Genomic DNA, 21116 nt, shown 5'->3' with positions numbered 1-21116 from the left:
CCCCGGCACCTGGTCCGGGCGGCCCCGGACCTCGGGAACGGCTCGGCGCCAGGTCGTCGCAGTTCGGCAGCTCCTCTGGGCCTGAGCGGGACCGCCGCCCAGCGGTAGGTGGGTCACGACCGGTACGACCGGTCCCGATCGGGACGGGGGCCGGTTCGGTCCCGGAATCCCGGTCCGACGGGCGTTCACCTGCCGCTTCCGCGCCTGGCCGACGGTGACACCCGGTCCACCCGAGACGGGACGCACGGGTGGGGAGGTCCACTGGCAGCGCCCGGGTTGGCGGCGGCCCGTTCGGGTCCGGGAGCCCGGCGACGGAGCCGCCGCGTCCGCGCCGCCAGCCAGTCACGTCACCGAATCACCGAATCACCGAGACACCGAGACACCGAGACACCGAGACACCGAGACACCGAGACACCGAGACACCGAGACACCGAGACACCGAGACACCGAGACACCGAGACACCGAGGATGGGACCACCGGTCGCTCGTGCCCGGTCTGGGAGCCCCAGGAGTTCGACGCCGGAGAAGCCAGTCGTCAACATCGCGCCCGACTCCCCTGCCGAGCCCTCAGCGGGGGTCACGCCCGCTCCCGGCCTCGTCGCCGGCACGGTGGAACTCCGGGAGGGCGGTGGCCTGCGCCTCCCGGTCGGGGACCGTGGTGGGCGACTCCAGGTGCACCGCACCGGAAGGCAGGACGCCCGCCCCGCCGAACCGCCGCATCACCCGCCACTGCGCGGCGACGTCCTCCCCCGCGTGTTCGACGGGGAGGTCCGACCAGAAGTCGTAGCCCCCGCAGGCGACCAACGCGAGGCGGTCGTAGAGGACGCAGCCGGACACCCAGGCCACCTTGTACGCCCGCCAGTCCTCCGCGCCAGTCAACACGTGTTCGGCCAGGTGCAGCGGATTGGCGGCGTTGTGCAGGGTCCACCTGGCCATCGCGGGGCTGCCCGGCCCCACCGCCTCGGGTACGGGTCGTCCCGGCCATTCCTCGTAGGGCTCCCACTCCGCCGGTCGCCGGTCGGCGACGTGGGACATGCCCACGACGGCGTTGCCGACGAAACCGCACCCCAGCGCGGCCAGTGCCCGGCGGAGCCGGGCGATCGTGCCGGGCGCCAGCCACACGTCGTCGTCGAGGCAGAGCACGAGGTCCGCGCCGGACGCGTCCAGGAGCGCCTGCCGGTGTTCGGCCAACCCCCGCCGGGGCAGGTGGCGACCCAGCCGGACGGCATGGCCCCGGTGGTGGAGGGTGCGGAGCACGGCACGGGCGGCGGGGGTGTCGTAGGAGGCGGTCCCGTCGGACTGGTCGGACACGATGATCCCGAAGCGGTCGTCATCGTCCTGCGCACCGAGGCCGGCCAGGGTGACCGCGAGTTCGGTTGGCCGGTTCCTGGTGGGGATCAGGACGTCGAGCGTGCTCCGGTGTGCCGCCGGTTCCGGCAGGTCGCGCGGGCGGGGAGCACCCGCCCTCGGCAGCGGTGCGCCCATCAGTCCACCACTCGGTCCGCGTTGGCCCGGATCCGGGTGATCAGCGCGGTGGTGGACCGGTCCGGGACGTAGTCGAGAAGCCGGACCTCGCCGCCGTACCCCCGCACGACCGGCGTCTCGGGCAGCATCTCGGGGGTGTAGTCACCCCCCTTGGCGTACACGTCAGGGCGGAGCAGGCGCAGGAGTTCCACCGGGGTGTCGCCGTCGAAGACCGTCACGTGGTCGACGCAGCTCAGCCCGGCCACCACGGCGGCCCGGTCGTTCTCCGGGTTCACCGGGCGATCGGGTCCCTTCAGCCTGGCCACGCTCGCGTCGGAGTTGACCGCGACCACGAGCACGTCCCCCAGTTGCTTGGCCTGGGCCAGGTAGGCGAGGTGTCCCCGGTGCAGCACGTCGAAACAGCCGTTGGTGAACACGATGCGCCGACCGGTGTCGCGGTGCCGGCGCACGACCGCCGCCAACTGCTCCCGCCCCACGGGCTCCCCCTCGCGGTCCCCGAGCCGGCTGGCGAGCTGGTCGGGCCCGCACACGCAGGTCCCCGGCTGGGCGACCACCACGTCGGCCGCGGCCTGGGCGAGCTCCATGCCACCGGTCAGGGGCAGGCCGCTGGCGAGCCCGGCCGTCAACGCGGCGACGTAGGTGTCGCCGGCTCCCGCGGCCCGGCAGTCGGGTACCGGCCTGGCCCACGTCCGGTGCTCCGGATGGGTGTGGCTGAACAGCACGGAGCCGTCCCGGTCCAGGGTCACGACCACGGCGCCGGCGCGGGTGCGGCGGAGGATGCGGTCCCGGTGGCGCTGGAGGTGCGCGAGCCGCCGGCCCCGCCCGCCCGCGCCCAGCAGGGACGCCGCCTCCTGGGCGTTCGGGGTGACCACGTCCGGACGGGTGGCCGCCCACTCCGCCGGGTCGTGGGAGTCCACGATGAGCAGCGGGACCTCCTCCCGGAGGGCGGCGACGGCGTCGCGGAGCGGTGGACCGGCGACGCCGAGGCCGTAGTCGCAGACCAGGAGCGCGTCGTGGTCCGGGACCAGGTCGGCGAGGAGACTGGCGAGTTCCCGGGTCGTCGCGGCGGGAGGGTCGGCCTGGTCGCCGTCGTCGAAACGGGCGAGCAGCTGGTCACCGCAGATCAGTCGGGACTTCGTCATCGTGCGCCCGCCAGGCGCGGACACCAGGTCCCGCACGTTCACGCCCCGGTCGGTGAGTGCCGCGCGCAGCGCCCGCCCGGCGGGGTCGTCCCCGGTGACGGCCAGGAGGGTGGCGGCCGCCCCGAGGGCCGCGAGGTTCGCCGCCGTGTTCCCGGCGCCGCCGGGTGCCGTGGTCGTCCGTTCGACCTCGACGACCGGGGCGGGAGCCTCCCGGCAGAGACGACGGGAAGTCCCGGACAGCCAGACGTCCACCAGGACGTCCCCGAGGACGAGGACCCTCGGTCGCCGGCCGGCCAGCAGGCCGGGCGTGGTGGGTCCCACCGTCAACGTCGTGTCGGGTTCCTGGCCCCACAGCATCTCCCACCTCCTGGTCGTGATGTCCGCCGTGCGCCGGCCGCGCGCGGTGCCCGGGCGGCCGACCACGGCGGGAGGACCCCGGGCCGACGGCCCGCCGGGCGCTTCGGCCGCTCATCTCCCCCGGCCTCGACCGGCCCGCTGGCGCGGGTGCCGTTGGCCGAGGCGGTGTGGACGCGGCTCAGGGTTCCGGGTTCGCCACGTCGCCGGGCAGGCCCAGGTGCACGACCTTGACCGTGGTCATCTCGTCGAGCAGTTCCGGGCCGAAGCCGAACCCGTTGCCGCTGTCCCGGCGGGGTTGCGCCGCTCCCCCGGGGGCGCCACCGAACACGTCGTTGACCTTCACCGTGCCCACGGGCAGTTCCCGCCAGGCGCGCTGGGCGTGGGCCATCGACCCGGTGAGCACCGTCGCGGCGAGTCCGTAGCGGTCGACGGCGGCCTCCGCCAGGGCCTGGTCGAAACTGTCGACCACCCGCACGGGGGCCACGGGCCCGAACGTCTCCTCCTGGAACACCGCCATCTCGGGTCGGCAGCCGGTGAGCACCGTCGCCGGGTAGGAGGAACCCGGGCCGGGTGGGATGACGCCGCCGCACCCGACCTCGGCGCCGGCGTCGAGTGCCTGGGTGACGTGGCCGTGCACGTGCGCCCGGTGCCGGACGTCGACCAGCGGGCCCAGTTCGACCTCGGAGGTGTCGCGTGGCCGGGCCCGGTACCGGCGGGCCTGGTCGACCAGCGCGGCCACGAAGCGGTCGGCGACCGCCCGGTGCACGTAGACGCGTTCGACGGCGGTGCAGATCTGCCCGCTGTTGGTGAACGCCCCGATCGCCGCCTGTCCGGCGGCCCACACCGGGTCGACGTCGGAGTCGACCAGCAGCGGGTCGTTGCCCCCGTTCTCCGCGAGCACCGCCGCGCCCCGCACGGCCGCGGCGGCCAGGACGCGGCGGCCGGCCGCGGTGGAACCGACGTGGGCGATCAGGTCCACCCGGGGGTCCTCGACCAGGGCGGCCCCCACCCGCCCGTCGCCGGTCACCCGCACCAGGACGCCGCTCGGGAGCGGCGCGCACAGCACCTGGCCGAGTGCCCGCCCCAGGTGCGGTGCCCGTTCGCTCGGCTTGAAGCAGACCGTGTTCCCCGTCGCCAGGGCCGCGCCGATCAGCCCGCAGGCCACCGCGACGGGTTCGTTCCACGGGGTGAGGACGGCGACCACGCCCCGAGGTTCGGGCACCATCAGGTCGGTGGCCGCCACGTCCCCGAGCAGGGCGCGGCCACCGCGCACCGGTGCGAGTTCGGCGTACTGGTCGAGTGTGGCGGCTCCCGCCAGCACCCCGTCGAGGGCCTGGGAGAACGGTCGACCGGTCTCGGCCGTGTTCAGCCGGGCCAGCCGGTTCGCCGAGGCGCGGACCTCCTCGGCTATCTCGTGGAGGAGGCGGCCCCGCCTGGCGGGCGGGGTGGCGGCCCACGCGGGCTGGTGGCGGTGGGCGAGACCGACCGCGTCGCGCACCTCCTCGGGACTGGACATGACCAGTCGGCCGAACGGGGTCCCGGTGACCGGGTCGGTCACCTCGATCACCGGGGCGGTCCCGTCCGCCGGGGACACGGCGGTGGCGGCGCGCACGCCGTCGACGCCCACCAGCTGCTCCGTCATGGGGCACCTCCTCTCCGTCGCTGGCCGGATACCCGGGCCGGTCGGGGTCATTCCTGCTGCTCCTCCTCGTCCTCCGTGTGGTGACCGGCGGGGTGGCCGCCGTTTCTCCCAGCGCCCGTCGGGCAGTTCTCGGTGGGGACGTCACTCGGCCGGAGGGGGCAGGCGTGGGGGAACACGACGCGGGACCGGCGTTGCCGCCGATCGGCCCGGCCGGGGGGCGCTGGCCGGATGTGGGGCGCATCGGCGTGCTGCGGGGCGGGGGCATCGGCGACCTGATGTTCGTGATGCCGGCGCTCGTCGCATTGCGAGCGGCCTACCCGGAAGCGGAACTGGTCCTGCTCGGCACCGGAGCGCACCGGGCGCTGCTGGCCGGTCGCCCCGGCCCCGTGGACCGCTGCCTGCCGCTGCCTCGGGCCCACGGGGTGCACGAACCGACGCCCGGTCAACCGGACGACGGGGTCGACCAGGGGGCGTTCCTCGCCTCGGTGGCCGCGCTCCGCCTCGACCTCGGAGCGCAGTTGCACGGCGGCGGGCGTTGGTCCAACCCCTTCCTGCTGCGGACAGGGGCCCGGCACACCGTGGGGACGGCGACTCCCGACGCCGAACCGCTGGAACGGACGATCCCCTACCGCTACTACCAGCACGAGGTGCTGCGCCACCTGGAGGTGGTCGGCCTCGCCGGTGCCCCGCCCGTCGTCGTGGACCCCGCGCTGCCCGTCACCGACGGCGACCGGGACCGGGCGGCGAGCGCCCTGTCCGGGCTGCCGGAACCGCTGCTGGTCGTCCACCCGGGCGCGACGGACCCTCGACGCCGCTGGCCTCCACCCCTGTTCGCGGAGGTCGTCGAACGGGTGGTGCGGGACGGCGCGGGAGCCGTCGTCCTGGGGTCGTCGAACGAGGAGGCGCTGGTGCGCGGTACCGCGCGACTGGCACGTGAGCGGCTCCCGGCTGGGCTCCGGGAACAGGTCCGGGAGTTCCCCGGGACGCTGGACCTGTCCGGCATGGTCGGGGTGCTGGCGTCGGCGCGGGTGGTCCTCGCCAACGACAGCGGCCCCCGGCACGTGGCGCAGGCCGTGGGCACCGCCACCGTCGGGGTCTTCCAGGCGTGCAACGTGATCAACGCGGCCGCGTTGGGGCGGGCACGACATCCGGTGCACTTCAGCTGGTTCACCCGCTGCCCCCGGTGCGGGGTGCTCGCGGCCGGACCGGAAGGCGCCCGCTGCGCGCACGAGTTCTCGATGGTGGGCGACGTTCCGGTCGTCGAGGTGCTGGCGGACGTGCGGGAGCTCCTGGGGGGTCCGACGGGCTCGGACCGGGGCGGATCGCGCGACCGTCAGGGAAGTCGGGGAACCGGCTGCCAGCGCCACTCGTCGCCGGGCGCGTCGTGGACCTCGGGGGTGGGCGCGCACCGCAGCGGCTTCCCGGCCGGGGAGAACGCGTAGCGGCCGTGGTGGCTGTCGCCGCAGAGCCGCCAGGGCGTCCTGGGGCCGTCGACGAGGAGCGGGGGGCCGCCGGTCGCGGGCGCCGAGGTGGGGCGTGCGCCCTGGCGATCCACCGCATCGTGCTCGCCCGCGTCGGCGGGGCCGTGCCACGTCGCGACGGCCGGTGGGGACGGCCCGTCGACGGGTGCGGGCCCCTGATCGGGCAGCAGGGGGCGGTCGAGCAGGGCGGCCGCCGAGATCAGCGCGCCGAGCGCGACCCGGAGCGCGAGGTGGTGTGTCGTCGTCATCCTGGCAGCCTGCCAGCACTCGAACACCCACCGTCAACTTCCACTACAACGTGTGACCACCCCGGGTGGGCCATGGGCGGTTGGCTGGCGGTGCGGATGGTCGCCCAGCGGGACCGGGGAGGTCGCCGGCTCGTCGGTGGTGCCCTCATCGGCCGGTGGGACGGGGTGGTCGGCGCGGACATCGTTCGCGCGAACGCGGCCGGTCGCACCGCGAGCTGGCGCGCTGGCCGCCCTGCCCAACCCGACGGACTCGGGCGCCCCAGCTCCGACCCCCGCACGGCGGCGGGGAGGAACCACTCCCGGCCGCGCCGCCGCCGACGCCGGACGCGGCCCAGCCGGGTCCGACGCGGCGGGGGGCGGACCGGCGCGGCGCGTCAGCTCGGCGGCACGGGGATCGGCGCCTGCTGGAGGGCGCGGGCGACGGCCACCAGGTTGGAGGCCATCATGCGGCCCGTGCGGTGTGCCCACTGGTGCCCGTGGTCGACGTCCGGGTAGTTGGGGCCCGGTCCGGGCCCCATGTTCCAGTAGGTCCAGGACTGCCCTGGCACGGTGTACCCCACGTCGATGAGGGCGCCGTTCGTCTCGCTGATGACGTGGTGCGCTCCGTCCTCGTTGCCGGTGACGACCACACCGGCCACCCTGTTGTAGGCCACCGGGAGACCCGCGTCGTCGGTCTCGGACATCATCGAGTCCATCCGTTCCAGGACCTGGCGGGACACCGAGGACGGCTGGCCGAGCCAGGTCGGGGTGGCGACGATGAGGATCTCCGACTCCAACAACCGGCGGTGGATCTCCGGCCACTCGTCGGCTCCGCCGAGGTCCGTCTCGACCCCGCGCGGGACCTCGCGGTCGACGACGCGGATCTGCTCCACGTCGACGTCGCGTTCCCGGAGTTCGTCCACCACCACGGAGGTGAGCAGTTCGGTGTTCGACTTCGCCGGGGACCGCTTCAGGGTGCAGCTCAACACCACGGCACGCACGCTGACCACTTCCCGTCTCGTATCGGTTCGCTCTTCCGTCAGACCGCGACCGCGACCTTCACCCAGCCGGGTTCCTTGTCGTCGAAGGTGTGGTAGGAGCGGATGACGCCGTCCCAGTCGGTGAGTTGGGTGACCGAGGCGAGGGGGTCGACGACACCGGACCGGACCATGCGCAGCAACTCCGGGATGTGCGTTCGGTGGTTGCAGTTGCCGAGTTTCACGGTGAGGTTGCGGTTCATCGCCGTACCGATCGGCCAGCGGTCCATCGTGGGTGGGTAGACCCCGACGACCCCCACCGTCCCGGCCTTGGCCACCGCCCGCACCGCCCACTCCGAGGCCTGGCTCGGGGCGATGGGCGGCAGCTGGTCCCCTCCCTCGACGCCCGGCTCGGTGATCTCCCGCCGCTGTTCGGGGAACCCCTCGGGCGCGGCCCACGCCGGGGCCTCTGCGTCCACGCCCACCGCGTCGATGACCCGGTCCACGCCGATTCCGCCGGTCAGCTGGCGGATGGTCTCGACGGGGTCCTCGGTGTCGAAGTCGACGGTCTCGGCGTGCTGGGACCGCGCCATCTCCAGCCGGGAGGCGACGTGGTCGACGGCGAGGACGCGGTTGGCGCCCTGTTGCTGGGCGGAGGTGATGGCCAGCTGTCCCACCGGGCCGCAGCCGAACACGGCGACGTCGTCCCCCGGGGACACCTCGGCGAGCAGGGCGCCGAACCACGCCGTCGGGTAGACGTCGCTGACCACGATGGCCTGTTCGTCGGTCACCTCGTCGGGAAGGGCCACCAGGTTGACGTGGGCGAAGGGGATGCGGGCGTACTCGGCCTGGAGCCCGTCGACCGGGCCGGTCATCTCCGGCCCGCCGAAGAACGAGGTGCCCGCGAGGGCGCCCTGCGGGTTGGCCCGGTCGCACTGCGCGGTGTAGCCGGCGCGGCAGTAGGAGCAGGTGCCGCAGCACAGCGTGGAGGGGATCACGACCCGGTCTCCCGGTCGGAAGTTGCGGACCTCGGGGCCGACCTCCTCGACCACGCCGACGCCCTCGTGCCCGAGGATCGTGCCGGGGCGCATCCCGGGCAGGCTGCCCCGCACCATGTGCAGGTCCGTTCCGCAGATCGCGCTGACGGTCAGCCTGACGACGGCGTCGGTCGGCTCCTGGATCCGCGCGTCGGGCACCTGTTCCACCGCGATCTCACCGGGTGCGTGCCACACGACGGCCTTCATCGGTACGTCCACCTCGTCTCTTCGCGCTACTCGTCGTACTGCTGGGTGTCTCGCCTGGCCCGCGCGGTTCCCTGCCGCGCGGTCGGGGACGCCACCGGTCGCCGGGAGGGCCGAGGTCGTTCCCGGGTGCGCGGGTCAGCCGTCCCGCCACTCGTCGCTGGGCAGCCGCAGGCCCGCCTCCGGCCCCATGAGCGCGAGCCCGCCGTCCACGAGCAGGGAGACCCCGGTGATGTAGGAGGCGGCGGGGGTGGCGAGGAACGCCACCGCCGCCGCGACCTCGTCGGCCGCGCCCGGCCGGCCGAGGGGGACGCCGGGCCTGGGCTGCTCGGCCGGGTCCACCCCCTCCTGGTCGTTCATGCCGGTGCTGATCTCGCCGGGAGCCACCGCGTTGACCGTGATCCCGTGCCTGGCCAGTTCCAGCGCCAGGACCCGGGTGAGCTGCCCCGCCCCGCCCTTCGCCGCCGCGTAGGGCGCGAAGCCGGTGCGGGGCAGGTGTTCGTGGATGCTGGTGATGTTGATGATCCGCCCGCCGTGGCCGGCGTCGATCATCCTGCGGGCGGCCCGCTGCGAGCACAGGAACACGGCGTCGAGGTTGACCGAGGTGACCTGCCGCCACTTCTCGTAGCTCGTGTCGACCCCGAGCGCGTCCGAACCCACGCCGGCGTTGTTGACCAGGATGTCCACTCCGCCCAGTTCGTCGGCGAGCTCGTCGACCACCGAGGCGGCGTCGGGTAGCTCGGACAGGTCGGTCTGCCTGGCCAGCGCACGGCTCCCCCTGCCCTCGATCTCCTTGACCGCGTGCCGGGCGCGTTCGGCGTCCGAGTGGTAGGTGATGCCCACGTCGAGGCCGCCACCGGCGAGGCTGACCGCGATCGAGCGGCCGATACCGGAGTCGCCACCCGTGACGATCGCGGTCCTCGGCAGGTCGGGCCACTGGTCGGAGTCTCGGGTTGCTGTGTCGGATCCCGGATCAGTCATGCCCCCCGGGTACCCGCGGGTCCGGCCGCGCAACACCGGCTCGTGGGGAAACCTGGTGGGTCGGCCGTCCGACCAGCCGTTGGACCGCGCGGACCACGTCCTCGGGGGCGACGTCCGACAGGCACGGGTGCCCCGGCACCGGGCAGTGGCGTGCCCGGCTCCCGGCGCAGGGGGCGCGTTGGTCGCCGAGCAGGACCGTGGGCACCCGGTAGGGCGCCCACCGGCGGGCCGGCACGACGGGGGCGAACAGCGAGACCACGGGGGTGCCGTGCGCGGCGGCCAGGTGCGCCGGCCCGGTGTTGCCGACCACCACGGCGGAGGCGCCGAGGACCAGCCCGGACAGCTGCGGGAACGACGTCCGTCCGCCCAGGTCGGTGGCGTGGTCGCCGGCGACCTCCCGCGTCAGCCGGATCTCGCCGGGGCCGCCGGTCACCACCACCCGGTGGCCCCGCAGGGCGAGCCGGCGGGCCGCCTCCCGCCAGTGCCAGCTCGGCCACCGGCGGGCCGGGGCGGACGCTCCCGGGTGCATGACGACGTAGGGATCGGAGTCGACCAGCGTGCGCACCGGCGGTGGGGGGAGCACCGCGAGGCGCCCGTCGTCGCCTCCGGGGAGCGGGAACCCGGCGGCGTCGGCGACCAGCAGGGCGCGTTCCGGTTCCGGGAGGTCCTCCGGGAAGTCCTCGCCGGGGCGCAACCGGACGTCGAGCAGCGTGCCGGCGTAGTCGGTGGACGCCGCGGCGATGCGGGGAACTCCCGCCAGCCGCAGGAGGAGCGCCAGCGGCAGCGCGGACTGGTGGAAGGAGGTGAGGACCACGGCCGAGTCGAGGTGGAGGCCGGCGAGCCGGGACACCAGGCCGTCGACGTCGGGGCCGCGCACCGGGGGCGGGTCGGCGTCGATCCACGGGCACCGCCAGCGGAGCACGTCGTCGACCCCGGGGAGCTGGCGGGCCGCCCGTTCGCCCGCCGGCCCGCACAGCAGCGTCAGGTGGCTCGCGCCGGCGGCGACGGCCCGCACGGCGGGGCCGGCGAGGAGCACGTCGCCGTCACTGTCCAGCCTGACCACCAGCACCCTGGGGCCCCGTTCGCGGGGAGGGGCCGTCCGAGGTCCCCTGGCGCCGCGCGCCGACCGCTCTGGGCCGTGCCGGCCACCCCGGTGGCCGCCCCGGTCCGGCGGCCGACCGTGGTCCGGCGACGCTCCGGTCACGGCCACGAGCCCTCCTCGGAGTGCGAGACCATCAGTTCCCTGATCTCACAGCCGGCGGGCTGCCGCAGCGCGAACAACACCGCGTCCGCCACGTGCTCCGGGGGGTTCAGCCGGCTGTCGTCGGCGGGCCGGTACCGCTCCTCCCTGTCGTCGAAGAAGCGGGTGCGCATCCCGCCGGGCACGACGAGGGTGACCCCGACCGCGCCGGCGAGTTCGGCGGCGAGCGCCCGGGTGAACCCGACCACTCCGAACTTCGACGCGCAGTAGGCGGTGGCGTCGGACACCGCGCGCAGGCCGAGGGTGGAGGCCACCGTGACGATCCGCCCCCGGGCACGGCGCAACGCGGGCACGGCAGCCCGGCAGACCGCGGCGGTGCCGAACAGGTTGACGCGCACGACCCGTTCCCACTCGTCGGTGGGGACGTCCTCCAGCGCACCGCACCGGTCGACGCCGGCCGCGCAGACGACGCTGTCCAGACCTCCGGCTCGCCGGGCGAGTTCCACGACGGCTCGTTGGGCGGCTTCGGTGTCGGCCAGGTCCGCGTGGACGAAGTCCCGCCTCCCGCCGGGTCGGTCGGGCTCCGGGGGCGTGACGCGGTCGAGGACCAACGCGTGTCCGCCGGCGTGGGCGACGGCCCGCGCCACGGCGGCCCCGAGCCCGGAGCTGCCGCCGGTGACCAGCACCCGTCCCGGGGAGGTCAGCCGGGGTGCCACGTGGTCGGGTTCGCTGGCTGGCACGGTCGAGGTGGTCATCGCGGGGCTCCTTCGTGACCGGGTTCGCGCGCCGGGCGCGAACGCGTTGTCGTCGGCCGCCACGGGGGCGTGGCGGACTCGGTGGTCCGCTGCCCGGGAGAGGTCGGGCGAGCCGGCCCCCGGGTCGTCGGGACACCGGTGGTCGCTCAACCGGGCTCGGGGGTCCTCGGTCGGTGGCGGCGGTCCGGGAGGGGGCTCGCCTCCCGGTGGGCGGCTCCCAGCTGCGCGGCCAGCCCGGTGGTGGAACGCCCGGGGTGGTAGGGGACCAGCGCGATCCGTCCGCCCCACCGGCGCACCAGGTCCGCCTCCGGCAGGCGTGTGAGGTCGTAGTCGGCGCCCTTGACCACGACGTCCGGCCGGAGTTCGAGCAACAGGCGTTCCGGGGTGTCCTCCGCGAACACCTCGACGCAGTCCACGCAGGACAGGGAGGCGACCATCTCGGCGCGGTCGTGTTCGGTGTTGACGGGCCGTCCCGGGCCCTTGAGCCGCCGGACCGACTCGTCGGAGTTCAGGCACACGACGAGGAGGTCGCCGAGGGCCCTGGCCGCCGTGAGGGTGCGCAGGTGCCCGGTGTGGAGCAGGTCGAAACATCCGCTGGCGACCACCACCGTCCCGCCGGCCGCCCGGACCGAGGCGATCCGTTCCCGCACGTCCCCGCCGGGCGGTCCGGGGGCCCGGAGCCGACCGACCGCGGTGGCGCCGCCGGCCTCGAGGAACGCGGCGGCACGACCGACCGCGGTGGTCACGGCGTCGTCGACGGCGGCCCCACCCGCCAACGCGGCGGTGGCCTCGGCGGCGAAGGCGTCTCCGGCGCCGCACGGGTCGGGCACCGCGAGCCGAGGTGCGGGCACGGTGAGCGGGCTGTTCGCGCCGTGGTCGAGGATCGCCCCCCGCTCGCCAGCGGTGATCACCACGGCGTCGGCCCGCCACCGGTCGCGCAGCAGGCGGGCTCGGCGTTCGACGCCGGTGGCGTCCGCCTCCGGCACCCCGGCCTCGGTGGCGTTCGGGGTGATCAGGCGCAGGCCCTCCACCGGGTCCGCGCCCCTCGGGTGGGGGTCCCACACGACGGGCACGCGCCGGGCCCGGGCGGTGAGCACCTCCCGGAGGCGGGGATCGCCGGCCACGCCCCGCCCGTAGTCGGAGACGAGGACCGCGTCGGCGGAGGAGACCGCGTCGAGCAGGTCCGAGGTGGCGCGGGGCGGGGGTCCCTCACCTCCCCGGTCCGCCCGCAGCATCGGGTGCCCCGCCGAGCGGAACCTCGTCTTGACCACGGTCGAGGGGCCAGGGCAGGTGACCAGCCGCAGGTGGTCCCGCAGGAGCGCCCGGAGACGCCGGCCGGCCTCGTCGTCGGTGAGGGAGGTGGCGAGCACGACGGTGGCCCCACTCCGGGCCGCCAACAGCGCCGCCAGGGCCGCCCCGCCCGGACGCTCCTGCTCGGCTCGCACGTCGAGCACCGGCGCGGGTCCGTCCGGGCAGATCCGCCCCACCGGCCCGCTCACGTCAACGTCGAGCAGTGCGTCGCCGACGACCACGATCCCCGGGCCGGTCACGGGCGGTGTCCTTCCCCCTGCCGTGGGCGCCGGGCCCTCGGCTGCCCTCCCCCGCCGGTCTCGCGGGCACCGTGGTCGGTCCCGGGCGGGAACGGCCGGGCACCGGCCTCCGCCTGGTCACCCGCGCCCCCTCTCCGCCGTGCCCCGGTGAGGTGGCCGTCGGTGGGGCGCCGTGGTCGCGGGTCCCGGGCCGGGGCGGACGTGTCCGCCGTCCCGGCGTGGACCCGCTCGTCCGGCGCCGGCGACCCGTGCCGTGACGCGGTCTCCTGGGACGGCCCGGCCGGGGTGGGTGGGGGGCTTGGCGGCCTCGACGCACGGGGGTTCCCCGCGTCGGCGCGCGGTGCGGTCGCGGTGGCCGGTAGTGCCCGCTCGAACATCACGCACAGCAGGTGGACGGCCACCAGGTGGGCCTCCTGCACGCTGGAACAGGTGCCGGGCAGGGAGAGGGTCTCGTCGGCGAGGCCGGCCAGCGGGTTGGGGAGCGCCCCGGTGACCGCCCAGGTCAGGACGCCCAGTCGACGCGCGGTTCCGGTGGCCCGCAACAGGTTCTCGCTGCGCCCGCTGGTGGAGAGCAGCAGCAGGACGTCCCCGCGGCGGGCGTGCGCCTCCACCTGGCGGGCGAAGACGTCCCCGTAGCCGTAGTCGTTGCCGATGGCGGTGACGCTGGAGGTCTCGGCGTGCAGCGCGAGGGCCGAGTAGGCCCGGCGGTCGCCGTCGAAGCGCCCCACGAGCTCGGCCGTGAGGTGCTGGGCCTCGGCGGCGCTGCCGCCGTTCCCCGCGGCGAGCAACCGGTGCCCGGCGGGGAGCAGCTCGGCGAGCCGCTGGCCCCAGCGGACCAGGGTGGGGAGCTCGGCCCGCAGCGCGCACAGGGTCTCGGAGAGCTGGTCGAGGTGGTGGTGCCCCGTGTGGCGCCAGGCGTCCTCGGCGGGGTCGGTGCCCGGCGCGGGTACCGGGAGGCGACGCTCGGGTACGTCGTGGGGGGCGATGCGGTGTCTCATGTCGCTCCTTCCACGGCCGGGGTGATCAGGGACGCCGGGGGCGGCGGGGGCGCCAGTCGCTGGTAGGCCAGCACGGTGTCGTAGGCGACGCGGTCCCAGGAGTAGCGGGAGAACGCGCGGTCGAAACCGGCGAGGCCCAGCGCGTGCCGCCGGGCGGGCTGGTTGAGCAGGCCCCGGAGCGCGGTGGCGAGAGCGCGCGGGTTCTTGGGGGGCACGAGCTTCCCGGTGACCCCGTCGACGATGGTGTCCAGCAGTCCTCCGACGGCCGAGGCCACCACAGGGACACCGCAGGCCATCGCCTCCAGCGGGACGATGCCGAAGGGCTCGTACCAGGGCGTGCAGGCGACGATGTCGGCCGACCGGAGCAGCGCGGGCATGTCCTCGCGGGGGACGCGTCCGAGCAGGTGGACCCGGTCGGCGACCCCGCCCCGGACGGCGCACGACCGCAACCTGTTCGCTTCCTCGTCGTGCGCCAGCTGGTCCTCGTCGGGCCCGCCGGCGATCAGGAGCTCGGTGTTCGGCACCGCCCGCAACGCCGCGATGAGCAGGTCGAAGCCCTTGCGGGGGATGAGCCTGCCCACGGTGACGACCCGGTGCAGCTCGCTCCGGTCGGCCACCCGCCCGTCGGGGTGGAAACCGGTGGTGTCGACTCCGCAGGGCACGATCGCGACCTTGGTGCGGCGGATGCCGAGCGCTCCGAGTTCGTGCACCTCGTCGGAGCAGCTGGCCACCACCAGCGCGCTGTCCCGCGCGATCATCCGCTCCAGCCGCAGGCGCTGCGGTGGGCTGGTGTCCCGGCTGCCCTGGTGGCGCCGCTTGACGTGGCCGAGCGCGTGGAAGGTCTGGGCCACCGGGATGCCCAGTCCCCGGCAGGCCAGCAGGCTGGCGAGCCCTGAGGTCCAGAAATGGGCGTGGACGACGTCGGGCCTGGTCAGGGTCAGCTCGGCGAGCAGGTGGTCGGCGAACTCACCCATGTGCGGGAGCAGGTCGTCCCTCGGCAGCGGCTCGGGGGGACCAGCGGGGAGGTGCACCACCTCCACCCCGTGGTCGGTGGTGACACGGCAGGGCTGGTCGGGTGAGTCCCGCCGCGTGTAGACCCGCACCTCGTGCCCCTGCCGGACCAGTGCCGAGGACAGCTCCGCGACGTGCACGTTCTGCCCCCCGCAGTCCTCCTCGCCCGGCACGGCCAGTGGGCTGGCGTGTTCCGAGACCATCGAGATCCGCATCCGAGACTCCCTCCTCCCAGGTCCTCCCTCGTGGCACCCTCACCCGGCCGGTGGGGCGTGGACCGTCGTCCCGCTGTCCGTGGTGGAGCCGGCGCAGGTGCGCGGACCGCTCCGCCGTGGTCGTCGCGGGCCCTCGGCCACCGCCGCCCCCAGCACCCGGTCCCAGTCCCGGGTGAACGCGTCCACCCCGAACCGGGCCAGCGCCGTCCGCCGGGCGCCGGCACCGAGGGCGCGGGCGAGTTCCGGGTCGGCGCGCAGACCTCGTACGGCATCCGCCAGGACGTCGGGCCGGGTGGACAGGACCCCTGCTGTCGGGGGGACCACCTCGACGGCCTCCGTGCAGGCGAAGCCCACCACGGGCAGGCCCAGCATCATGGCCTCGATCAACGCCAGGCCCAGCGAGGTCCAGCGGGGCGGGTGCAGGTAGAGGCGGCGGCGGGCCATCTCCTCGTGGAGCCTCGGCTCCCGGACGTCGCCCAGGGCCCGCAACCGGTCCGGTGCCACACCCAGGTGGTCCGGGAGGGTGGTCGTACCGAGGCCGAACACGTGCAGCGGGATCGTCCGGGCGAAGTCCGCAAGCAGGTCCGTTCCGGTGACCCGGCCTCGTCGCACCGGTTCGTTCACGACGACGGCGGCCGCGTCCAGTTCACCGCTGTACCGGTGCCCCGGGTCGGGGACGCCGTGCTCGACGACGAGGGTGGGGGCGCGCCCGCTGTCCCAGAGGAGCCGGTTGAAGTGCGTGACGTGGGCGATCGGGATGTCGGTGCGGTCGGCCAGCGGGTGCCGGGTGTCGGGGACGTGGTGGCGGGGCGTGTTGTGCTCCACGTAGACGGCCGGCACGTCCCGCCCGGGTTCCCTGCCGAGCCACCGGGCGGCGAGTTCGAGTTCCTCGGGCCGTTGCAGGACGACGACGTCGACGTCCTGGCCGTGGAGGTCCTGGACCGGGACCTCCACGGCGCGCTCGGGCCAGTCCCGGTCGGCCCGGCCCAGACCCCACGGGCCCGGGTCGGGTGTCCGGGGCAGCAGGACGTGGTGACGCCCCTGGACGAAAGCGGTGGTCCACGAGCCGTGCACGTGCCAGACGAGCACCCGCAGCGGACGGGCCGCCGCCTCGCCCACCACCGGCGCGCGGGGGGAGGCGACCTCCGGTGGGCGCGCGGTCGAGGTGGGGGGCGCGGTGGCGCTCACGAGGTACCTCCCGTCGGCCGGATCCGGTCGTCCACCGCCGGCGGCGTCCTCCGGAGCCGCGCGGGCTCCCGCGCGGAGTGGGACGGGAGGCGCGGGACGTGGGAGGGCGCCGGCACCCCGACCGCACGGCGCCGGGGGGCTCCGTCCAGGAGCATCCGCAGCGCGTGGCGCAGGTCGTCCGCGACGCACGGCGCCCGCCGGACCTCCACCGCCCTGGTCCTCCCGTTGGGCACCAGCACCCCGGTTCCGCCGACCGCGCGCACCGCGAGCACGTCGGACTCGATGTCACCGACGAGCCACGTCTCCGATGCCGGAACGCCCAACCGTTCCGCCGCCGCCAGCACCAGCCCGGGGCGCGGTTTGCGGCAGTCGCAGCGTTCGTCCGGTCGGTGCGGGCACACCTGCACGGTGTCGAGCCCGCCCACCAGTGCCGAGACGCGCGCGTTGACCGCGCGGACCTGCCGCCAGCTCAGCACCCCACGGCCGATCCCCGACTGGTTTGTCACCAGCCCCACGGGTATCCCCCGATCGCGGAGGGCCCGGACCACGTGCTCGGCGCCGGGCCGCAACCGGACGGCCGCCGGGTCCCCGTTGTAGGGGACGTCCTCGACGAGGGTGCCGTCCCGGTCGAACAACACCGCGGCCGGTGCGGTCGGACGCGGACGTGGCGTGGTGCTCGAGGAGTTCACGAGAACCGGCTTACCGGGGGGGTGATCGGTAAACGCTGCTTCTCCTCCTACTACTCGCCGTAGCCGCACCGCGGAGCGGCGACGTGGGCGATGACCCTGCTGACCTGCGCGGGGACGTCCCCGCCCGTCGGGTAGCCCGTCCGAGGGGACTGCGGGCGGTGTCGGCCAGCCGGCCGCCGGGCGGCGACCCGCCACCGCCGCCGGCGCGCCGACCGGGCGGCGCCCGGTGACCGGTGGGGGGACCCTGGAGACCCGCCGGCGGCGGGTGGCTGAGGCGACCAGCCGTGGCGGGCCAGGTCACGCGGCTGCGGGCGACGACCCTGCGGCCCCGAGGTTCGGTCCGAGGAGGATGATGGTGTCCGAGAAACCCTGGGTGCTGGCCCTGCGGGCGCTGAAGCTCGGTGACGCGCTGGTGGCCGTCCCGGCGCTGCGGGCGCTGCGGACCGCCTTTCCCGACCACCGGGTCGTGCTCGCCGCGCCGCCCGAGCTGCGCCCCCTGGTGGACCGCATCGGCGGGATCGACCTGCTGCCCGTCCGCGACCTGGACGGCCCGCTGCCCCCGTGCGCCCCGGACACCGCCGTGAACCTGCACGGGGCCGGCCCGAGGAGTTCCGAGCTCCTGGCCGCGCTGTCGCCGGCGCGACGGATCGGGCACCGGGGCCCCGGATGGCCGGGGCCGGAGTGGGTGGAGGACATGCCGGAGCGGGAGCGGTGGTGCCGTCTGCTCCGGGAGCACGGCATCGCGGCGGACGGGACGGATCTCCACTTGTCGGACCCGGAACACCCGGGGCCGGCGCCGGGCACGGTGGTCGTCCACCCAGGGGCCGCCTACCCGAGCAAACGGTGGCCGGCGGAGAGGTTCGCCGCCGTCGCCCGGTGGCTGCGCGACCGGGGGGAACGGGTCGTACTGACCGGGACGGAGGCCGAGCGGCCCCTCACCGCGCGGGTGGCGGCGCTGGCTGGGCTCCCTCCGGAGCGCGACCTCGCCGGCCGGACCGGCCTCGACGACCTGATGCGCCTGGTGGCCCACGCTCGGCACGTGCTCTGCGGGGACACCGGGACCGCGCACCTGAGCTACGCGTTCGGGGTGCCCTCGACGGTGCTGTTCGGCCCGGTCCCCGCCAGCCGGTGGGGACCGCCGGCGAACGGCCCCCACCGGGCCCTGTCCGCTGACGGGCCGCGGCGCGGCGACCCGTTCCGCGCCGTGCCGGATCCCGCGCTGCTCGGGGTGACGGTGCCCGCCGTCCTGCATGCTCTCGCAGAGCAACTGATCGACTGAGAAAACGGCAGCGGATATCACCTGTTGTGATTACCCGCGCCCCCCATTTCGCGCAGCAAGTAGTCACTTGTCGCGATGGATGTCCCCGTGGAGGTGAGTGCGTTGGCGTGACACTGCCCGTACGGTGGAGTCACAAGGGACGCACACGATGCTCCCCGCAGTTGCCAGCGCGTCTCGTCGGCGCGAAAGCCAGTCAACGTCGAGCCGTTCACCGGCAGGACATGACGAGTCCCCGCGGGCCCCGTTCCAGCAGAACGAGTGAACGGCGAGGACGGGAGGTTTCCATGACCAACGTCTCCGGCCGTGCCCCAGTGACGAACTGCCGCCCGCGCGGCCCTGGACGGCCACGGCCACGCACCCCCGGCCCCGGCGAGGAGCAGCTCTCGCTCACCGTCGAACACGACGCCCGAACCGCCAGGCCCGGCGACGGGCATCCGATCGTCCTCCACTTCCACGGCGAGGTGGACATGGTCAGCGCGCCCGCGCTGCGCCAGGGGATACTGCCGCACCTGGGGGGCGGTCACCCCGTCGTCGTCCTCGACCTGTCCGGTGTGACGTTCTTCGGAGCGCGGGGCGTCAGCGCGCTGATGACGGCGCAGGACACGGCCGAGCACCAGCACATCGAACTGCGGGTGGTCTCGAACCGGAGCACCGTGCCCCGCGTCCTGCGCGCCGCCGACGTCGGCGACGTGCTGCCCGTCTACGACAGCGTCGCCGCCGCGATCGCCGAACCCCGCCACCCGACGCGCTGAACCAGCCCTTCCTCCGTGCGCCTGGGCCGGGTGACGGCGGCCCCGCTCCGGTCGGGAGCACCCGACCCCGTGTTCCGGGACCGCGCACCCGACGGGCGGTCGGCCCGGCGCGAACCGCCACCTCGTCCGGGGTCAGGAGGGCTGTTGAACGGCGGCCTCCTCGGCGTCCGGGTCGAGTTCGATCACCGCCGCGAGCGCGTCCACCGCTTCCCGTGCCCCGTCGCCGTCGGCACTGAGCTCCACCTCGTCCCCGTGCCCGGCGGCCAGCGTCATCAACCCGAGCATGCTCGCCGCGCTCACCGCGTCGCCCGGCGTGCCGTCGACCACCTTCGCGATCGACACCGCCGCGCCCTGCTCGGCCGCTCTCCTCGCCACCAACGCCGCTGGGCGCGCGTGCAGTCCGACACTCGCCGCGACGACGACTCGACGTGCGTACACGGGGCTCTCCCTCTCCCGACAGCATGAGGAACACGCCCGGGACGAGTGGCGCCACGGTGCGCGCCTGCGAGGCTACCGAGGGCGACCCGGTCGCGTCGAGATCCACGTCCTCCGAGCGGGCCGACCGGGCGGTGGACTCGCCCCGACCCCCGCTGGTTCCCGCGATCCCCCCACAGCGGAGCGCCGTCGTCCCGCCACCACTCGGCGCGGCTCGGCGGTGCCAGCGCCGCCCCCGGCTCGCACCGCCCCGGCTCGCGCGACCCCGCGCGCGGCGACGAACGGGGCGGCACCCACGGGGATCCCGCCGTGCGTGTCGGGATCCGGGAACCACCGGTCGGGGGAACGGACCGGCGACCTCCGCTCGCCAGCCCACCCGTGGGTTATGGTCTCCCAGCTCAGCAGCAGGGGAGGTCGGGAACCGACCCCCCCGTCGAGGCCCGTCTTGGAGGCAACGGTGAGCGCTCGCGTCAGCATCCGCGACGTCGCCGCGCGCGCGAAGGTGTCCCTGGCGACCGTGTCCAACGTGCTCAACCGCCCCGAGGTGGTCGCCACCGCGACCCGCGAACGGGTTCTCGCCGCCATCGAGGAACTGGGGTTCGTCCGCAACGAGTCGGCACGGCAGCTCCGGTCCGGCCGGCCCAGGGCGATCGGTCTTGTCGTCCTGGACGTCTCCAACCCGTTCTTCACCGACGTCGCCCGGGGTGTCGAGGAGGCCGCGAGCGAGGCCGGTCACGCCGTGATCCTGTGCAACAGCGCCGGTTCGGCCACCCGGGAGGCCAGGCACGTGGAACTCCTGGCGGAACAACGCGTGCACGGCGTGCTGATCACGCCGGCGACGAACTCGCTGGAGGCGGTGGACGGGCTGCGCCGGCGCGGGGTGTCCGTGGTGCTGTTGGACCACCCGGCGCGGTTGGAGGACACCTGCTCGGTGGCGGTGGACGACAGGACCGGCGGTGAGCTCGCCGTCACCCACCTGCTGGCGGAGGGCCACGAGCGGGTGGTGATGGTCAACGGTCCCGCCCACGTCCACCAGGCGGCGGAGCGCCACCGGGGAGCGGTGGACGCCGTGCTGCGGGCCGGGCGGGACCCCGAGCTGCTGGAGACCATCGTCATGCCCACCCTCGACGTCGCCTCCGGACTGCGCGCCGGCGAACAGCTGCTGGCCAGGCCGGTCCGCCCCACCGCGGTCTTCTGCGCGAACGACCTGCTCGCGTTGGGCGCTCTCCAGGCCCTGGTACGAGGCGGCGCTCGGGTCCCGGAGGAGGTGGCGATCGTGGGTTACGACGACATCGACTTCGCCGCCGCGGCCGCCGTCCCGCTCACCTCGGTGCGACAGCCCCGCCACCTCATCGGGAGGACCGCGGCCCAACTCGTCCTCGCCGAGGCGGACACGTCCCGGGACCACGAACACCACCACGTGGTCTTCACACCCGAACTCGTGGTCCGGGAGTCCAGCCGAGGTCCACGCCGACGCCGCACCGCCTCCCGCCGGTGAACGGCCGCCGCC

18 protein-coding genes and 1 pseudogene are annotated in these 21116 nt (G+C 75.1%); 4 read left to right on the top strand and 15 right to left on the bottom strand.

What is annotated here, in order from left to right; translation table 11 throughout:
- Positions 1-567 precede the first annotated feature (567 nt).
- The 3 genes from G443_RS00565 to G443_RS00555 all read right to left on the bottom strand — a co-directional run bounded on the left by G443_RS00565 (position 568) and on the right by G443_RS00555 (position 4626).
- Positions 568-1485 (bottom strand): glycosyltransferase family A protein, encoded by a 918-nt coding sequence (locus tag G443_RS00565; protein ID WP_081715407.1) that lies wholly within the window; start codon positions 1483-1485, stop codon positions 568-570.
- Positions 1485-2984 (bottom strand): D-glycero-beta-D-manno-heptose 1-phosphate adenylyltransferase, encoded by a 1500-nt coding sequence (gene rfaE2, locus G443_RS00560; RefSeq protein WP_051313950.1) that lies wholly within the window; start codon positions 2982-2984, stop codon positions 1485-1487. Before rfaE2 ends, G443_RS00565 begins: the two co-directional genes overlap by 1 nt.
- A 178-nt stretch (positions 2985-3162) precedes the next feature.
- Positions 3163-4626 carry an aldehyde dehydrogenase family protein gene (locus tag G443_RS00555; RefSeq protein WP_081715406.1) on the bottom strand — a complete coding sequence of 488 codons (1464 nt, stop codon included), beginning with the start codon at positions 4624-4626 and terminating at the stop codon, positions 3163-3165.
- Positions 4627-4790: 164 nt separating this feature from the next.
- Between G443_RS00555 and G443_RS00550 the strand changes: the two genes are divergently transcribed.
- The gene (locus G443_RS00550; protein ID WP_211237522.1) at positions 4791-6068 is read left to right on the top strand and encodes a glycosyltransferase family 9 protein; all 1278 of its coding nucleotides are present in this window, start codon (positions 4791-4793) and stop codon (positions 6066-6068) included.
- Here G443_RS00550 and G443_RS00545 read toward each other — a convergent pair.
- The 11 genes and pseudogenes from G443_RS00545 to G443_RS00495 form a co-directional block, all read right to left on the bottom strand.
- Complete coding sequence (locus G443_RS00545) at positions 5960-6355, bottom strand: hypothetical protein (RefSeq protein WP_155886111.1); 396 nt, start codon at positions 6353-6355, stop codon at positions 5960-5962. The genes G443_RS00550 and G443_RS00545 overlap by 109 nt on opposite strands.
- Before the next feature lie 374 nt (positions 6356-6729).
- Positions 6730-7344: a flavodoxin family protein gene (locus G443_RS00540; RefSeq protein WP_103056511.1), complete on the bottom strand. Its 615-nt coding sequence runs from the start codon at positions 7342-7344 to the stop codon at positions 6730-6732.
- 29 nt (positions 7345-7373) lie between these two features.
- Positions 7374-8555 carry an alcohol dehydrogenase catalytic domain-containing protein gene (locus G443_RS00535; RefSeq protein ID WP_026418690.1) on the bottom strand — a complete coding sequence of 394 codons (1182 nt, stop codon included), beginning with the start codon at positions 8553-8555 and terminating at the stop codon, positions 7374-7376.
- A 135-nt stretch (positions 8556-8690) separates the two neighbouring features.
- Entirely contained in the window at positions 8691-9533 is an 843-nt protein-coding gene (locus tag G443_RS00530; RefSeq protein WP_051313917.1) for an SDR family oxidoreductase, read from the bottom strand.
- Entirely contained in the window at positions 9526-10596 is a 1071-nt protein-coding gene (locus G443_RS00525; protein WP_245588777.1) for a glycosyltransferase family 9 protein, read from the bottom strand. The genes G443_RS00530 and G443_RS00525 overlap by 8 nt, the downstream gene beginning before the upstream one ends.
- 137 nt (positions 10597-10733) lie before the next feature.
- Complete coding sequence (locus tag G443_RS00520) at positions 10734-11489, bottom strand: SDR family oxidoreductase (protein WP_103056509.1); 756 nt, start codon at positions 11487-11489, stop codon at positions 10734-10736.
- A 146-nt stretch (positions 11490-11635) separates the two neighbouring features.
- On the bottom strand, positions 11636-13039 hold the full coding sequence (locus tag G443_RS00515; RefSeq protein WP_051313916.1) for a PfkB family carbohydrate kinase: 1404 nt from the start codon (positions 13037-13039) through the stop codon (positions 11636-11638).
- 347 nt (positions 13040-13386) lie between these two features.
- Positions 13387-13908 (bottom strand): annotated as a pseudogene (locus G443_RS00510) (D-sedoheptulose-7-phosphate isomerase); the annotation flags it as partial.
- Between the two features lie 125 nt (positions 13909-14033).
- On the bottom strand, positions 14034-15263 hold the full coding sequence (locus tag G443_RS00505) for a glycosyltransferase (protein ID WP_026418688.1): 1230 nt from the start codon (positions 15261-15263) through the stop codon (positions 14034-14036).
- A gap of 39 nt (positions 15264-15302) precedes the next feature.
- Entirely contained in the window at positions 15303-16358 is a 1056-nt protein-coding gene (locus tag G443_RS00500) for a glycosyltransferase (protein WP_245588790.1), read from the bottom strand.
- A gap of 89 nt (positions 16359-16447) precedes the next feature.
- Positions 16448-17140, bottom strand: a complete 693-nt coding sequence (locus G443_RS00495) for a D-glycero-alpha-D-manno-heptose-1,7-bisphosphate 7-phosphatase (RefSeq protein ID WP_026418687.1) — start codon at positions 17138-17140, stop codon at positions 16448-16450.
- Between the two features lie 355 nt (positions 17141-17495).
- On the opposite strand from G443_RS00495, the gene G443_RS24785 reads away from it, so the two are divergent.
- A complete protein-coding gene (locus G443_RS24785) occupies positions 17496-18419 on the top strand; it encodes a glycosyltransferase family 9 protein (protein ID WP_308208815.1) in 924 nt (307 codons plus the stop codon).
- A gap of 284 nt (positions 18420-18703) precedes the next feature.
- Positions 18704-19171: an STAS domain-containing protein gene (locus tag G443_RS00480; RefSeq protein WP_051313913.1), complete on the top strand. Its 468-nt coding sequence runs from the start codon at positions 18704-18706 to the stop codon at positions 19169-19171.
- Positions 19172-19303: 132 nt separating this feature from the next.
- Here G443_RS00480 and G443_RS00475 read toward each other — a convergent pair whose 3' ends face one another.
- A complete protein-coding gene (locus G443_RS00475; RefSeq protein ID WP_026418686.1) occupies positions 19304-19609 on the bottom strand; it encodes an HPr family phosphocarrier protein in 306 nt (101 codons plus the stop codon).
- Positions 19610-20063: 454 nt separating this feature from the next.
- On the opposite strand from G443_RS00475, the gene G443_RS00470 reads away from it, so the two are divergent.
- Positions 20064-21104, top strand: a complete 1041-nt coding sequence (locus tag G443_RS00470; RefSeq protein WP_026418685.1) for a LacI family DNA-binding transcriptional regulator — start codon at positions 20064-20066, stop codon at positions 21102-21104.
- Positions 21105-21116 lie beyond the last annotated feature (12 nt).

Source organism: Actinoalloteichus caeruleus DSM 43889 (genome assembly GCF_000429185.2).
GTDB lineage: Bacteria > Actinomycetota > Actinomycetes > Mycobacteriales > Pseudonocardiaceae > Actinoalloteichus_B > Actinoalloteichus_B caeruleus.
Note: the sequence above shows the minus strand (reverse complement) of the source record. Positions and strands in the feature narration are given on the sequence as shown.